The 14,815-nt window shown below is 41.7% G+C and carries 14 protein-coding genes; 12 read left to right on the forward strand and 2 right to left on the reverse strand.

Annotation, left to right across the window (positions count from 1 at the left end):
* Positions 1-108: 108 nt before the first annotated feature.
* The 8 genes from AC075J_RS06840 (at position 109) to AC075J_RS06875 (ending at position 9,472) form a co-directional block, all read left to right on the forward strand.
* Positions 109-813, forward strand: coding sequence for a ComF family protein (locus tag AC075J_RS06840; RefSeq protein ID WP_008706142.1), 705 nt, complete (start codon positions 109-111; stop codon positions 811-813).
* Between the two features lie 143 nt (positions 814-956).
* The gene (locus AC075J_RS06845; protein ID WP_008706141.1) at positions 957-1,391 is read left to right on the forward strand and encodes a hypothetical protein; all 435 of its coding nucleotides are present in this window, start codon (positions 957-959) and stop codon (positions 1,389-1,391) included.
* Complete coding sequence (locus AC075J_RS06850; RefSeq protein ID WP_008706140.1) at positions 1,388-2,485, forward strand: hypothetical protein; 1,098 nt, start codon at positions 1,388-1,390, stop codon at positions 2,483-2,485. Before AC075J_RS06845 ends, AC075J_RS06850 begins: the two co-directional genes overlap by 4 nt.
* 170 nt (positions 2,486-2,655) lie before the next feature.
* A complete protein-coding gene (gene cdaA, locus AC075J_RS06855; protein WP_022380116.1) occupies positions 2,656-3,546 on the forward strand; it encodes a diadenylate cyclase CdaA in 891 nt (296 codons plus the stop codon).
* Positions 3,521-4,843, forward strand: coding sequence for a CdaR family protein (locus AC075J_RS06860; protein WP_118338553.1), 1,323 nt, complete (start codon positions 3,521-3,523; stop codon positions 4,841-4,843). Before cdaA ends, AC075J_RS06860 begins: the two co-directional genes overlap by 26 nt.
* Positions 4,844-4,895: 52 nt before the next feature.
* The gene (locus AC075J_RS06865) at positions 4,896-5,159 is read left to right on the forward strand and encodes an HPr family phosphocarrier protein (RefSeq protein WP_022380118.1); all 264 of its coding nucleotides are present in this window, start codon (positions 4,896-4,898) and stop codon (positions 5,157-5,159) included.
* Positions 5,160-5,229: 70 nt separating this feature from the next.
* Complete coding sequence (locus tag AC075J_RS06870; RefSeq protein ID WP_243101537.1) at positions 5,230-7,815, forward strand: L,D-transpeptidase family protein; 2,586 nt, start codon at positions 5,230-5,232, stop codon at positions 7,813-7,815.
* Between the two features lie 199 nt (positions 7,816-8,014).
* Positions 8,015-9,472 carry a glycoside hydrolase family 25 protein gene (locus tag AC075J_RS06875; protein WP_008706131.1) on the forward strand — a complete coding sequence of 486 codons (1,458 nt, stop codon included), beginning with the start codon at positions 8,015-8,017 and terminating at the stop codon, positions 9,470-9,472.
* A 91-nt stretch (positions 9,473-9,563) separates the two neighbouring features.
* Here the strand turns inward: AC075J_RS06875 and AC075J_RS06880 are convergent, their stop codons facing one another.
* Complete coding sequence (locus AC075J_RS06880; protein WP_008706130.1) at positions 9,564-9,902, reverse strand: EamA family transporter; 339 nt, start codon at positions 9,900-9,902, stop codon at positions 9,564-9,566.
* Positions 9,895-10,245 (reverse strand): hypothetical protein, encoded by a 351-nt coding sequence (locus AC075J_RS06885; protein ID WP_008706128.1) that lies wholly within the window; start codon positions 10,243-10,245, stop codon positions 9,895-9,897. Before AC075J_RS06885 ends, AC075J_RS06880 begins: the two co-directional genes overlap by 8 nt.
* Before the next feature lie 192 nt (positions 10,246-10,437).
* Here AC075J_RS06885 and AC075J_RS06890 point away from each other — a divergent pair, with 192 nt between their 5' ends.
* The 4 genes from AC075J_RS06890 to rffA are packed head-to-tail and all read left to right on the forward strand — an operon-like array spanning position 10,438 to position 14,754.
* The gene (locus tag AC075J_RS06890; RefSeq protein WP_008706126.1) at positions 10,438-11,373 is read left to right on the forward strand and encodes a glycosyltransferase family 2 protein; all 936 of its coding nucleotides are present in this window, start codon (positions 10,438-10,440) and stop codon (positions 11,371-11,373) included.
* Positions 11,373-12,323: a hypothetical protein gene (locus AC075J_RS06895; protein ID WP_476390173.1), complete on the forward strand. Its 951-nt coding sequence runs from the start codon at positions 11,373-11,375 to the stop codon at positions 12,321-12,323. The genes AC075J_RS06890 and AC075J_RS06895 overlap by 1 nt, the downstream gene beginning before the upstream one ends.
* A gap of 9 nt (positions 12,324-12,332) precedes the next feature.
* Positions 12,333-13,631, forward strand: coding sequence for an ATP-grasp domain-containing protein (locus AC075J_RS06900; protein WP_020993493.1), 1,299 nt, complete (start codon positions 12,333-12,335; stop codon positions 13,629-13,631).
* Positions 13,624-14,754 carry a dTDP-4-amino-4,6-dideoxygalactose transaminase gene (rffA, locus tag AC075J_RS06905; protein WP_008706122.1) on the forward strand — a complete coding sequence of 377 codons (1,131 nt, stop codon included), beginning with the start codon at positions 13,624-13,626 and terminating at the stop codon, positions 14,752-14,754. The genes AC075J_RS06900 and rffA overlap by 8 nt, the downstream gene beginning before the upstream one ends.
* Positions 14,755-14,815: the final 61 nt, after the last annotated feature.

Genomic DNA, 14,815 nt, shown 5'->3' on the forward strand with positions numbered 1-14,815 from the left:
ATCTGATGACTGAATAATAACAGAGAAAAAATTTATTCCGATAATATGAAAAAAACAGAAATACAGAGGATAGCAAAACAAAGAGTAAAATAGTGGAAGGAAATGGAAATGAAACGGTTTCTGAACATGGTTGCTGATATTTTTTACCCGAGATGCTGTCCGGTCTGTCAGAAAATACTGGCAGATCAGCGAAGGATGATCTGTCCGGAATGCGAGAAAGAACTTCGTCCGATTGGTCATCCCAGATGTTATAAATGTGGAAAACCCATAGAAACAGGGGAATACTGCAGAGACTGTCAGAAACACAGGCATATGTATGAACAGGGAAGAGGTATTTTTGTTTATGATGGCATAATGAGAAGATCTGTTACCAGATATAAGTACTATGGATGCAGAGAATACGGTGATTTTTACGCCAGAGCAATGTATCGATATGCACAGAAAGAATTGCGGGAATGGAAGCCGGATCTGATCGTGCCGGTTCCGGTACACAGGTCGAAGGAGCGGCAGAGAGGTTTTAATCAGGCTGCATATCTGGCGGAGAAACTCGGTCATTATACCGGGATTTCCACAGATGTCAATATTGTGCAGAAAGTTTTAAAGACAAAGTCGCAGAAAAAACTGAATGCTTTGCAGAGAAGAAAAAACCTGGAAAAAGCGTTCTGCGTGACCGGAGATGTCAGGGGAAAGAATATCCTGGTGATAGATGATGTGTATACAACAGGAAGTACGATCGATGCAATGGCCGGATGCCTGAAGAGAAAAGGTGCCGGAAATGTTTATTTTCTTACGGTTTGCATAGGCAGGAGATAAGAAAAAACACTTTTCATACATAATGATATATGTTACAATTAATCTGTATGATTATATGAATGATATCAGGTTGTTGCTGAGAACAGAGTGAACAGTAATAGCGGATTATAGCAAAAGGAAAAGCATACAGTAAGGAGTAATTTATGTTAAATGAAGAGAAGATAAAAATCATGAATAAACTTGCCATGTATGAACAGGGGGAAGGAAAGAAATATCTTCCGGTCAGCAGGTACTACCGTAGTGATTATATCGGACTTGCCATGATTAAGAATTTTTTCCTTGTTACGATTGGGTATTGCCTGATTCTGGCCGGTATCGCAGCATATTTTGCTGAATATCTGATAGATAATGTTCATAAGATGAACCTTGTTTCACTGGGCGTGGAAGTTATTCTGGGGTATGTGGCAGTGCTGGTACTGTTTTCTGTCCTGACATATATCCAATATACGGTGAAATACCACAAAGCAAAGAAAAGTGTGAAAAATTATTATGAAGAACTTACACAATTAAGTAAAATCTACGGTCGCGAAGATAAAAAATCTTCAGCCAGAGGAGTTACAGGAGGATATAAAAAATGACAGCATTACTCGAATTAAAACAGCGAATAAAGAATTTATACAGCCAGTATGAGATTTATATCCTGCCTGTCTTACGTTTCGTTCTGGCAATGGTTTATTTCATATGGATCAATACCAATATGGGATATATGAAGCAGATCGATAATATATTTATTGTTCTGATCCTTGCACTGATCTGTTCCATTCTTCCTTCAGGTGTAATGATTTTTGTAGGATTTGCCCTGATGGTCGCACATGGTTATGCACTGGGGATAGAAGTTGCAGGTTTTATGCTTGTGCTGATCCTGTTTATGGCAATTCTCTTCCTGAGATTCAGTTCAGACAATAATTTAGTACTTGTATTTACACCGCTTTCCTTTGGGTTCAGTGTTCCGACGCTTCTTCCTATCGGAAGCGGACTTTTGTGCAATGCGTTTTCTGCACTTCCTGCAGGCTGCGGAGTGATTATTTACTATTTTATCCGTTTTATACGTGTACAGCATAAACTTCTGGAAAACCCGGATGTTGCCATAGCTGACAAATTAAAACTTCTGACAGATGGAATCGTGCAGAACTGGGGAATGTGGATCACAGTGATTGCCTTTATCGCAGTGATTCTGCTGGTGAATCTGATACGTACCCGCTCTTTTGACTATGCATGGAGAATTGCCATTATTGCAGGTGGAGTTGTGTATGTTCTGATGATTATTGCAGGTGGATTTTATTTTAGACTGGATATTGATGTTGTTACGCTGATCATTTATACAGTGATCTCTGTGGTGATAGGATTACTTCTTGAATTCTTTGTATTTGGTGGTGACTATACCCGTACCGAGAGACTGGAATATGAGGATGATGAATATTATTATTATGTAAAAGCAGTGCCGAAAGCCTGTGTCACAACATCTGAAAGAAGTATAAAGAAGATTAACGGAAGTTCTGCAAAGGATGAAAGACCGGCACAGGATAACGTTGTTTCTTATGCGAATCCTATTTTTCATGGTGATGAGAAAGCAGTGACGACAGATGAGGCTGCAGCACCTGTAGAGAGAAAGAAAGATATTGACAGCGTGGATTTTGAGAAGAAACTGGAAGAATCATTAAAAAATCTGTAAAAAGCAGTTTCCGGTAACGATGAGACATACGAGCCAAAATTCCATTGCCGCAGGCAATCTGGAATGAATTTTGGCTACGTTACTGTGAACGGAGTGAACAGTAACACAAAATCCACTGAAAACATTTTCAACGATAAGATATATAAAAATGATAAGGAAAGGAGAGCCATATGCAGGATTTTTCAGGAAATTTGATAGAAACATTATCAAGACTGGCATTTCCTAAGATTGGGATTATAGATATCATACAGATTGCACTGATCGCTTTTTTTGTATATCAGTTCATGGTATGGATCAAATATACTCATGCATATACACTTCTGAAAGGAATACTGGTCGTTCTCCTCTTCATTCTGATCGCGTATATTTTCAGGATGAATACGATTCTGTGGATTTTTTCAAATCTGGCAAGTACACTGATCGTAGGTGTGATCGTTATTTTTCAGCCGGAGCTCAGAAAAGTTCTGGAACAGCTTGGACAAAAGCGAATCATGGCTTCACTGATACCTTTTGATGCAGGTAAAGAGGTGAAGGAAAGATTTACGGATAAAACCATCAGTGAGCTGGTCAAAGCATGTTTTGATATGGGAGAAGTTAAGACCGGAGCACTGATCGTAATTGAGCAGAATGAGCTGCTGACCGATTATATAAGAACAGGTATTAATCTGGATGCAATCCTTACCAGTCAGCTTCTGATCAATATATTTGAACATAACACACCACTTCATGACGGAGCTGTTATTGTAAGAGAGAACAGGATTGTGGCTGCAACATGCTATCTTCCACTGTCTGATAATATGGAACTGAGCAAACAGCTTGGAACGCGGCACAGGGCAGGTGTGGGGATCAGTGAGCAGACAGATTCTGTTACGATCATTGTATCAGAGGAAACCGGTCAGGTATCTGTAGCGCAGGGAGGAAAGCTGACCAGAAGTGTAAACAGTGCAAAACTCAGAGAAATCCTGGTCAGAGCGCAGAATAAGCAGGTTGTAGACAACAGCAAACTTCGCCATTTACTGAAAGGAAGAGTGAAGCATGAAGAAGCGAAAAATAACAGATAATATACCTCTGAAAATCATGTCTGTCGCAATAGCTGTTGTGCTATGGCTGATCGTTGTAAACATAGATAATCCGACAGGAACCAATTACTATACGCTCAATGATGTGGAACTGATCAACAAGGAATATGTGGAATCTTCAGATACCATCGGTAAGATGTGTATGCCGGAACAGAACCAGGATTCCATAAAAGTTGCGATCACTACAACCAAGAAGATCAGAGACAAGATCAAAGTCACAGACATCTCTGCGGTAGCTGATCTTCAGCAGGCGGTAAGCCTGGATACAAATCCGGTTATGGTTCCTATTACCGTTACCTGTTCTGTACCGGGGGTATCTCCCAGTGATATCAAAGTTACTCCTCAGAATCTCAGTGTAAATCTTGATGAAAAAGAGACACAGGAGTTTGTGGTAAATGTCAGCAGAGGTGATACGAAACCGGGCAAAGATTATGAAGTAGGAAGTCTGACTGCCAGTCCGGAGAAAGTAAGGATTACAGGCCCGAAGACGCTGATCAATAAAATAGATAAGGTAAATGCTTCCATTGAACTGGATGGGAATACAGAGGATTTTACACAGGATGTAAACCTTACGATCATTGATAAGAATCAGGAGGTACTTACCGATTCTGAAATGAATTCATTGCGGATTGAGAATAATGCAAAAGTAACAGTGACTGCAAAATTATGGAAAATCCGTCAGGGAGTGCAGATATCTGCAGATTATGTAGGGACACCGGCTGAAGGATATCAGGTTGGGGCTGTGAGAACAGTGCCGGATACGATCAGTGTAGCAGGCAGTGCAGAAGGTCTTGAAAGTCTTGCGGATAATAATAATGTGATCACTATACCGGAAGACAGTATTGATATTTCCGGTGAATCCGAAGATGTGGAGAAAAAAATCAGTCTTACGAATCTTCTGCCGGACAATGTGAAACTTACCAGTGACTCCAGTGAAGATGTATGGGTGACTGTAAGTATTCTTCCGGCCGGAAGCAGAGAGTTTGAATTTCCGACTAAGAATATAGAGGTTAAGAATAAACCGAAAGATCTGCAGGTAACATTTGAGACTGCGCAGATAGAAGTGAGAATCAAATCAGATAACAAAGATCTGGATGATCTGAATAATGACAAAGACATTAAGGCATCTATAGATCTGGATGGCAAAAAAGAAGGAAGTTATGAAGTCCCGGTTGAGATAGTCTTGCCGGATGGTTATGAGACAGTGGAAGATGTGACTACGGAAGTAGTGATTTCATCAGGGACTGCTGTTGATGACAGTAAGGAAAACAAGGAATAAAAGAATTCTCCACTTACAGAAGGGGTAGTAACAATATAAGAGGAACAGTGAAATGGTCAGTAAAAAAGTGACAGTTAAAAATCCCACAGGTCTTCATCTGAGACCTGCGGGGATTTTGTGCAATGAGGCAATGAAATACCAGTCACAGATAACATTTGTCTACGATGGGGGCATGGCAAATGCAAAGAGTGTACTGAGTGTACTTGGTGCATGCGTAAAATGCGGAAATGAGATAGAACTTACCTGTGAAGGTGTTGATGAACAGGAAGCCCTGGATCATCTTGTTGCTGCTATTGATAGCGGCCTTGGCGAGTAGAAAGCTGCTGTGCACAAACAGAGTGAACAGTAACCATAAAGTAACATGAATAAAAGAGGAGGAACTTATTGTGAAAAGAAGATTAGTTGCGGTTACATTGAGTCTTATTATGACAATGGCAACTGTCAGTGAAGCAGGTGCTGCTGCATTTACTTCACCTGATACAGCTCCGGCTGTTGCCACACAGACAGATGCAGAAGAAGTAAATGTTACAGAAGAAACTTCTGAAACAGAAGCAGACGCTTTTTCAGATGGAGATGATGGGACAGCAGTACCATCACAGGAACAGACAGACGACGCATTTACAGCGGGAACGGATACGGCTGCTGCATTGCCGGACGAGACGCCGTCAACAGCAGATGCTACGGATGCCGTTGGAGCCGCTGTAGTGAAAGCTGAGGACTGGGTAAGCACAGAGAATGGCTTTAAACTGCGCAAACCTGCAAAAAATCAGGATACAGCAAATACAGATGATCAGAAAGCAGCAACAGCAGCACTACCCGATGAGGAGATGCTGTCTGAGACTGACGGATTCTCAGGAGATCAGACAGAATCATCTGAAACAGCAGTGGCTGAAACAGATACAACAGCTGTGACAGCAGAGGTTACAGCAATGGAAACACCAGCAGCAACGGATACAGTGTCTGTAACAAATGAAGAATTTTATACAGTGGCAGACGGAATTGTAAAGATCAGCACAGAGTATAAAGGGGAAACCCATACAGGATATTATCTGTTTGATGAAGAGGGAATCCTTGTAACTGGACAGGCTGAGGTAAAAGAAAAATCTTCAGCTGATGAAGAACCGACATCAGATGCAGCTCAGTCAGCAGGAGAAGATGCCACAGGGGAAGAAACAGAAGCCCAGGCAAATCAGTCCTATTTTACAACTGCAGATGAGGCTGTTGTTTATACCGGATGTGAAGGAGAAGCGATAACTCCATATACATCTACAGTAGGCCAGCAGGAGAAGAGTGTATGGAAATGGACAGGAACATATTTCCAGTACTACGATGAGAATGGTAATCTGGAGACAATTGCACAGCTTGAAGCGAAAGCAAAAGCAGCAGGTACATATACCGGATATTTCAAGATCAATGAGGATTATTACTGCCTTGATTCTGAAGGTAAGCCACAGACAGGAGAGATCACCCTCACAGTTAACGGCGAATCAAACCTGTATTATTTTGATCCTGCAAGCAGCGACATTCCCGGAAAAATGTTCCACAATGGATGGCTTCGTTCAGATACCACTAAGGGAGAGCGCTGGCTGTATTTTAAAAAGGGAAATATTCCGGCAGACATCGGTAAATATTATAAGCGTGGCGTAGTTGCCACAGCTATCCCGGAGAAAGGAACCGGAGATTACTTGCTGGATGCCAATGGATATGTTCTGAAATCAGTGATGAAGAAGGCTCAGAATGGTGCATATTACTGTACCGACAGTAACGGCCAGATTTATAGAAATAAACTTGTAAAATACGGCAATTTCAGATATTATTTTGGCTCAAACGGAAAGCGGGCAACCTGGACAAAGAGATGGGCAAAAGCAGGCGATCATTACTATTACTTTGGAAGTACTCCGGGTCGTGTTGTTGAGAAACATGGCTGGCAGAAACTTGTCAGCACCAGTGGCAAATTCCTTGGCTGGCTGTATTTTGATTCCAAGGGAAATCATTATACGGATAAGTGGACTTCCGCAGGTTATTATTTTAAACCATCAGGAAAGCTTGCAAGCGGTTTGACAGAAATCGATGGAAAGAAATATATATTTGAATCATCTACATCCGCAGAACACAAAGGTAAAGTATATAAGAGCACAATGGTGCGCTATAAAAAGAAATGGTATATCGCATCCTCTAAGGGAAGCCTGTATAAGAGCGGATGGAGAAAATACAGCGGCAATTACTATTATCTTAAAGAATGTGTGGTTCAGACAAATCAGTTTATGAAAAAGAATGGAGTAAACGGTTATCTGGATGCAAACGGTAAATATACAAGAGGATGGGTAATTGTAAGTAATGCTAAAAACCTGGTGAGATATATCGATCCGTCAGGAAACGGATTTGCAAGAAATAAGAGTATGAGAGTTAATGGAATTCTGTATTACTTTGACCATAACGGATACCGTATCACTGATCTGACAAACAGATACAGAGGACCGTATTCTGTTCAGGTGGACAGAGTAAACGGAGTTATGACTGTTTATGCTGATTCAGCCAGAACAATTCCTGTTAAGACGATCAGGGTATCTGTAGGTTTAGCAGGAACACCAACTCCGACCGGTAACTTTACACTGAGCAGAAGCCTGAGGTGGCAGCCTCTTATGGGACCATCCTGGGGACAGTATGGAACTCATGTAGACGGTGCCGGACAGGGAGGAATCTTTGTTCATTCTGTAGCCTGCGGCCAGGCAAACTCATATAATCTTCCGGCAGTAGAGTACAATAAGCTTGGATCTCCCGCATCACATGGATGTATCAGAACCTGTGTGGCAGATGCGAAGTGGGTTTATGAGAACTGTAATGGCGCACCGATCAGTATTATTGATGGTAAATATAAAGCAGATGATGCAATGAAAGGACCTCTTGGAAAGAAAGCACTGACTCCGTTAAGAGGAGCTGCTAATTTTGATCCTACAGATCCGGCTGTCTGATCCGGATATTTCTGCCAGGATAAATAAACATAATTGCTTATAGAAACGAAATATGCAAAACGGCTGCACAGAGCAAGAAATGTGCAGCCGTTTTTGGGTATATATCAGGGATTATCTTGCGAAAATGTAATATAGTGTGTATAATATGTTAATAGTATTGTAATAAAATGGACGTTTATTAGAAGACAGGAGTAGAAAGATGAAAAGAGATTTTTTAAAAATCAGAAAAAGGCTTATTGTTGGTTGTCTGGCAGCTGCGATAGCTGTAGCGCAGCCTGTAAGCTCTGTTTTTGCAAATCCGCATTATGACAGACGTGATACAGTGGCTGAGGAGGAATTTATTTATTCTGCAAGAACTTCCGGTACAGAGTCATCAAGAAAAAAAGTGAACTCCAAAGCATGGAAAAAGATCAACGGTGTCTGCTATAACGGAAGTGGTGAAATCATTCCGGGTGCGATAACCAGAGGCATGGATGTCTCTGAATGGCAGGGCAATATTGACTGGAAACAGGTAAAGAGGTCTGATATAGATTTTGCGTTTGTCCGGATCTCCTATGGCCTGACTCACGAAGATTATACCTATGATGAGAATATGACAAATGCAGAACTTGCCGGAGTACCCACAGGCACCTATGTGTACAGTACAGCCTTATCGACAACTACCGCATTAAAGGAAGCACAGCTTGCCATCAGCAAAATGCAGGGTTACAAGGTTTCCTATCCGGTCGTATATGATCTGGAGTATGCAAAAGCAAGTAAGCTTTCTGCAAAAACAGTCTCAGAGATGGCACTGACCTTCTGCAATGAAGTGCGCAGGGCCGGATATTATCCAATGGTTTACTGCAATACCAACTGGTATGATAATTACATAGACTGGTCCTTATTATCAGGAGTGGATGTATGGATCGCAAGATATGGGGACACGATTCAGGCACCTGATAAGGAACGGTACAATTATACAATATGGCAGTCCACAGACGGTAACCGGGAAAGCGGACTGAATAGTACCAGCGGACTGGTAGCAGGAATTCCTGCAGGCAATGATGTTGATATGGATTTTGGCTATGTGGACTATACAAAGAAAATTACGCCGAGATGGAAATCTCTGCATTCCTATGTTCCGGCAATGAAACCCGATACAGGCAGCAATGATGGAAGCCAGGAACAGACAGGACTTCATCAGGAAAATGGAAAATACTATTATGTCAATGAAAATGGCGAACGTGTGTCAGATCAGTGGGTAACTGTAAATGGAAAGACCTATTATATCAGTTCTGATGGTTATGCTCTGATGGGAATGAAGAAAGTAGACGGGAAATGTTACTGGTTCCATACAAAATCCGGATATATGTTTAAAAACCGCCGCGTGACCAGATCTACCGGCGATATCTACTATTTTGGAAGCGACGGTGTACGTTGCGAGAATGGAATGTACAAAGTCAGGGAAAAAAGTGGGGAGCACACCTATTATTTCCGGAAAAACGGAAAAGCGTATAAGGGATGGCTGACACTGAATGGTAAAAAATACTATTTTTACAAAGGCAGTTCCGCACTTTCCGGTACGCGTGCCGAGAACATTACACTGACCAGTTCCAACAGGATTGTATCTGTGTTTGATGGAAATGGAGTGTGTACCAGACAATATAAAAAGCGGTAAAAAATATTGAAACATATAAAAAGATCCTGCAGCTGTGGCACTGATGGAAATTCTGCAACAGCTTCGGGATCTTTTTATGAAATTGCCGTAATTAAAGCGTATAGATCAGGATACCTGCAATGATGATCAGGTTTCCCATGATTTTTCCTTTCGTGATTTTTTCCTTCAGAATGAAATGAGAGAGAAGCAGGACAAACACATAGGCGGCAGTATCAATGACAGGACCATAGCGCATATCTACTTTTGTATAACACCATGTATTGAGGAGGAGGATCAGCATATATATGGTGTATGAGAGAATCACCCGGAAATTGAGATATTCCCTGATTCGGTTTTCGTATTTGATATTTGCGCTCTGTTTCAGAAGTATCTGTGAAACAGCGGAAAAAAATGTTCCGCTCAACATGATTAAAATAAATGTTCTATTCATATCTCTGCACCGTCCATACTCCAAATAAAACCACCAGAATACCTATGATATTCTGAATGGAAAGATTTTCATGAAAGATCAGCACTGCCCATATCTGCGACCACAGAAGATAAACACTTTTATTGGCATAGGCAGTAGACAAAGAGAATTTCTTGATGACCTGCTGCCAGGTGATGGCGTAGATTCCGCAGTTGGCTACCATCAGGAACAGGAACAGGTAAAGCAGAGGACTGCTGAGACCATGTTTATTATACTGAACAGATGCAGCTTTGGAAAAAACACTTGTCAGTGAAAACAGCAGGATATTCAGATGAAGTTGTATGTAGTCTTTGAGTTTTGACATAATACCTCCGGGCGATAATGGTATTTTACGGATTTCATCCAATAGAGCGTGTCTGAAAGCTGTCGGACAGTAACTATTTTACATAAAAAAGCAGGGAAGTCAAGGTTTGTGCAGCAGGAATCTTGAAAAGAAATGTTGAAAATGATATGATAAAAATGATTGCAAAAAGATGAAAAGAGAAAGGAAAAGCATATGAGCTTATATTCAGTGGTTGTTCCTGTATATAATTCTGAACATACACTGGGAGAACTATATACCCGTTTGGAGAAAGTATTCCGGGAAACTCTTAAAGAAGACTTTGAACTGATCCTGGTAGATGACGGATCAAAGGACAGATCTTATGAGATCATGACGGAACTCAGAGAAAAGGATCACAGGGTACGGATCATACAGATGGCCCGTAACTTCGGACAGCATCCGGCACTTCTGTGTGGATTTGCACATGTAAAAGGAGAGTTTGTGGTAACAATGGATGATGACCTTCAGCATCAGCCGGAGGAACTTCCGAAGATGGTCAGAACCATGCAGGAGAGACCGGATGTGGATGTTATCATTGCAAGCTATGAAGGAAGAAAGCATGGTCCGATACGCAAACTGGGAACGAAATTTTCTGTATGGGCAACTTCAAAGATGCTGGGAAAAGATCCGGATCTTCAGATCACCAGTTACAGGCTGATCCGCAGATTCCTTGTGGATGCCATGGTAAAAACAAATACATATCTTCCACAGATTGGAAACCTTCTGATCAGGAGTTCTAACCGTATTATTAATGTTCCGGTTCAGCATGCAGACAGAGCTTACGGAAAAAGCGGTTATTCCTTTAAGAGACTGCTGAAAGATCTGATTTATGATATCACGACACATACTGCATTTCCCCTTCTGCTGGTGAGAAATATCGGAATTGTCAGTTTCCTGATAAGTGTAGTTCTGTCGGTCTGTTATCTGGTAAGATATTTTACACTGGGCATATCTGTGCAGGGCTGGACTTCGCTGATGCTGGTTATGCTGGCGTTTTTTGGACTGATTTTGTTATCGATCGGAATTATGGGAATCTATTTAATGAATATTCTTAATGAGGCAAAAAAAATGCCCCATTATGTAATACGTCGGGAGGATACGGACGAATAATGAAGGAAATTGGCGGATATTTTCAGCTGGAAGAGATGCCGGGAGAGGAATATTATCCTGACCTGTACAGGGTCAATCTTGGAAGAACCGCACTGCTGTGGCTTTTGAAGAGCCGCAGGTGCAGGAAAATCCTATTACCGTATTTTCTGTGTGGATCAGTGGTGCATACCTGTCAGGAAAATCAGATAGAGACAGAATTTTATCATCTGAATGAGAAACTGGAAGTTCTGTATCCGAAAGAACAGCTTCCGGAAGGGGAATATCTTTATCTGGTTAATTACTATGGTCAGCTGTCTGATTCCCGGATATCAGAGTATAAAAAGATTTACGGAAACATCATAGTGGACCATACCCATGCATTTTTTCAGAAACCATTAAAAGGGATAGATACACTGTATTCCTGCAGAAAATTCTGGGGTGTCAGCGATGGCGCATATCTGTCAACAGATACCAGCCTGACAGAAAATAAGACTGTCGATTATTCTGCAGAGCGTATGAAACATATTCTGGGGCGTTATGAGCATAATGCCGGAACCTACTACAAAGATATGCTGGAAAATGCGGCAAAATATGACGGGATGGAGCTTCGGCAGATGTCAAAGCTTACACAGAATCTTCTGAAAGCTGTGGATTATGACAGAGCAAAGAAAAAAAGGGAAGAAAACTACCGGATTCTCGGAGAACTGCTTCCATCGGAAAGTATATTTAATCAGACTGTGCCGGAGGGACCTTTTGCATATCCGTATTTCCACGCTGATGGAATGAAACTTCGCAGATATCTTGCCGAAAAGAAGATATTTGTGCCGACTTACTGGAAAAATATAATTGAGAACTCTGAGACAAAAAAGTCTGGAATATACCTGGGCTGCCAATATTCTTCCGTTGCCCTGCGATCAGCGTTACAGCGTGGAGGATATGAAATATATGGCTTCGGTTGTCAGAGAATGTGAGGAACGGATATGAAACATAAAGTGTTGATTCTGGGAACGCTCGGAGAATTTACAGAGCTGGTAAAGAAAGCAAAAGAGAAAGGTTATGAGACTGTTGTGTGCGACGGATATGCAGATGGTATTGCCAGAACGTATGCAGATAAGGCTTATACCATTCCTGTAACAGATGTAGATGCTATTGCCCTGATGTGCAGGGAAGAAGGTGTGGACGGGATCATCACATCATTTTCAGATCTGCTCCTGGAGTGTATGGTTAAAATTGCAGACAAAGCAGGACTGCCCTGTTATCTGAAACCGGAACAGCTTTCCTGGTACAGGGATAAATCGGCATGCCGGGATGTTCTGGACAAGCTTGGACTGCCGGCACCGGGATTTCGGAAAATATCTGTGGAACTGCTGAAACAGGGATCAGAAGAAGAAATACAACAGAGTATTGCAAATCTGCAGTATCCTCTGATCAGTAAACCTCTGGATAAATATGGTTCAAGAGGAATCTTTATTATTCATCATTCAGATGAAGTCAGAAAAAAAGCCCTGCAGACAGCGGAATATACGGACTGTCAGGAAATTCTGGTTGAGGAATACAATGACGGTTATGAGTTTAACATGATGACATGGGTAATGGATGGGAAAGTCAATGTGATCAGTATTGCAGATCGTGAGAAAACGGAAATGGAAGAGGGAATGCTTCCGCTCAGCACACGAAATGTTTATCCATCCCGTTTCCTGGCGGAGGTCGAAAAAAGTGCCACAGATATTCTGCAGAATTATATCCGCTATACCGGACAGACGGAAGGTGCATTATCCATGCAGTTTTTCTGGAAACCTGGCAGGGGCATTCAGGTATGTGAGATTGCAGGACGTTTCTTTGGATATGAACATGAGCTGACAGATATGGTTTATGGATTTCAGACAGAGGAACTGCTGCTGGATTATCTTTATGAAAAAGACCGGATAAAGGAGATGTTTGACCGTCATGATATTTATCATCCGGTAAAATATGGGGCTGTACTGTATTTTCAGGGACGACAGCTTCAGATTGCAGATCAGACGGCAGCCTGTGAGCTTGCAAAAGAAAAATGCGTTGTAAAACCCTGGATTTTTTATAAAGAAGGCGAACATGTGATAGAATATGGGCCGAATCCATATCTTGCATTGTATTATATAGAAACAGAAAACCGCAGGCAGCTGGAGATGGAGACTGAGAAATTTTTCAGTGAGATGAGTATCCGGGATCCGGAGGGAAGAGAAGTTGCCTACAGAAATAAGATACCGGAATACGAGAAGGAAAAGAAAACAGATGATTGATTTTAACAGACCTGCTTTTACAGGCAGGGAATTTGATTACATACGTGATGCGGTACAGAGAGGAATGCTCTGTGGGGATGGAGAATATACGAAAAGATGTTCTCAGTGGATGATGGATAAATTTCATGTAAATCATGTAATGCTTACCACATCCTGTACCCATGCTCTGGAGATGGCAGCCCATCTTTGCGACATTAAGCCCGGTGATGAGGTGATCATGCCGTCCTATACATTTGTTTCAACCGCAGATGCCTTTGTATTAAAGGGAGCAAAGATTGTATTTGTTGATATCAGACCGGATACAATGAATATTGATGAGAAATTGATCGAGGCGGCAGTGACTGAGAAAACAAAAGTGATCGTCCCGGTCCACTATGCAGGGGTTGCCTGTGAGATGGATACCATTATGGAGATTGCAAAAAAATACAATCTGAAGGTTGTTGAAGACGCTGCGCAGGGAGTAGATGCCTGTTATAAGGGAAAAGCTCTTGGTACCATTGGAGATTTTGGGTGTTACAGTTTCCATGAGACAAAGAACTATACTATGGGAGAGGGCGGTGCAATCCTTTTTAACAGGGATGAATATCTGGAGAAGGCAGAGATCCTGAGAGAAAAGGGAACTGACAGAAGTAAGTTTTTCCGCGGACAGATTGACAAGTACCGCTGGATAGATTATGGTTCTTCCTATCTTCCAAGTGAACTGAATGCAGCATATCTTTATGCACAGCTGGAAGCAAGAGATCAGATTTTTGCCAAAAGAATGGAGATATACAATTATTATCATAAAAATCTGGCTCATCTTGCACAGGAAGGTAAGATCGAACAGCCTTATGTGCCGGAGGAATGCAGCCACAATGCCCATATGTATTATATCAAGGTGCGTGATATACAGGTAAGAACCCGGCTGATTGCTTACCTTCGGGAAAAAGGAATCTGCAGCGTATTTCATTACGTGCCTCTTCATTCTGCACCTGCGGGACAGAAATTTGGAAGATTTTCAGGGGAAGATGTTTATACTACAAAGGAAAGTGAACGTCTGTTGAGACTGCCGATGTTTTATAATCTGGATATGGAGGATGTGAAGTATATCACAGATACCATAGCTTCTTTTGACGGATTCTGATAATCGTGTGCCGCAAGTTTGTTTCAGGAATCAACCTGTCGGTACATCGGACGGAAAACAG

The sequence above is a fragment of the Blautia sp. ZXY-1-C6 genome (genome assembly GCF_056339875.1).

Coding starts and splice junctions, on each gene's coding strand:
- AC075J_RS06840 (WP_008706142.1), top strand. CDS start 109: ATGAAACGGTTTCTGAACATGGTTGCTGATATTTTTTACCCGAGATGC.
- AC075J_RS06845 (WP_008706141.1), top strand. CDS start 957: ATGTTAAATGAAGAGAAGATAAAAATCATGAATAAACTTGCCATGTAT.
- AC075J_RS06850 (WP_008706140.1), top strand. CDS start 1,388: ATGACAGCATTACTCGAATTAAAACAGCGAATAAAGAATTTATACAGC.
- cdaA (WP_022380116.1), top strand. CDS start 2,656: ATGCAGGATTTTTCAGGAAATTTGATAGAAACATTATCAAGACTGGCA.
- AC075J_RS06860 (WP_118338553.1), top strand. CDS start 3,521: ATGAAGAAGCGAAAAATAACAGATAATATACCTCTGAAAATCATGTCT.
- AC075J_RS06865 (WP_022380118.1), top strand. CDS start 4,896: ATGGTCAGTAAAAAAGTGACAGTTAAAAATCCCACAGGTCTTCATCTG.
- AC075J_RS06875 (WP_008706131.1), top strand. CDS start 8,015: ATGAAAAGAGATTTTTTAAAAATCAGAAAAAGGCTTATTGTTGGTTGT.
- AC075J_RS06880 (WP_008706130.1), bottom strand. CDS start 9,902: ATGAATAGAACATTTATTTTAATCATGTTGAGCGGAACATTTTTTTCC.
- AC075J_RS06885 (WP_008706128.1), bottom strand. CDS start 10,245: ATGTCAAAACTCAAAGACTACATACAACTTCATCTGAATATCCTGCTG.
- AC075J_RS06890 (WP_008706126.1), top strand. CDS start 10,438: ATGAGCTTATATTCAGTGGTTGTTCCTGTATATAATTCTGAACATACA.
- AC075J_RS06895 (WP_476390173.1), top strand. CDS start 11,373: ATGAAGGAAATTGGCGGATATTTTCAGCTGGAAGAGATGCCGGGAGAG.
- AC075J_RS06900 (WP_020993493.1), top strand. CDS start 12,333: ATGAAACATAAAGTGTTGATTCTGGGAACGCTCGGAGAATTTACAGAG.
- rffA (WP_008706122.1), top strand. CDS start 13,624: ATGATTGATTTTAACAGACCTGCTTTTACAGGCAGGGAATTTGATTAC.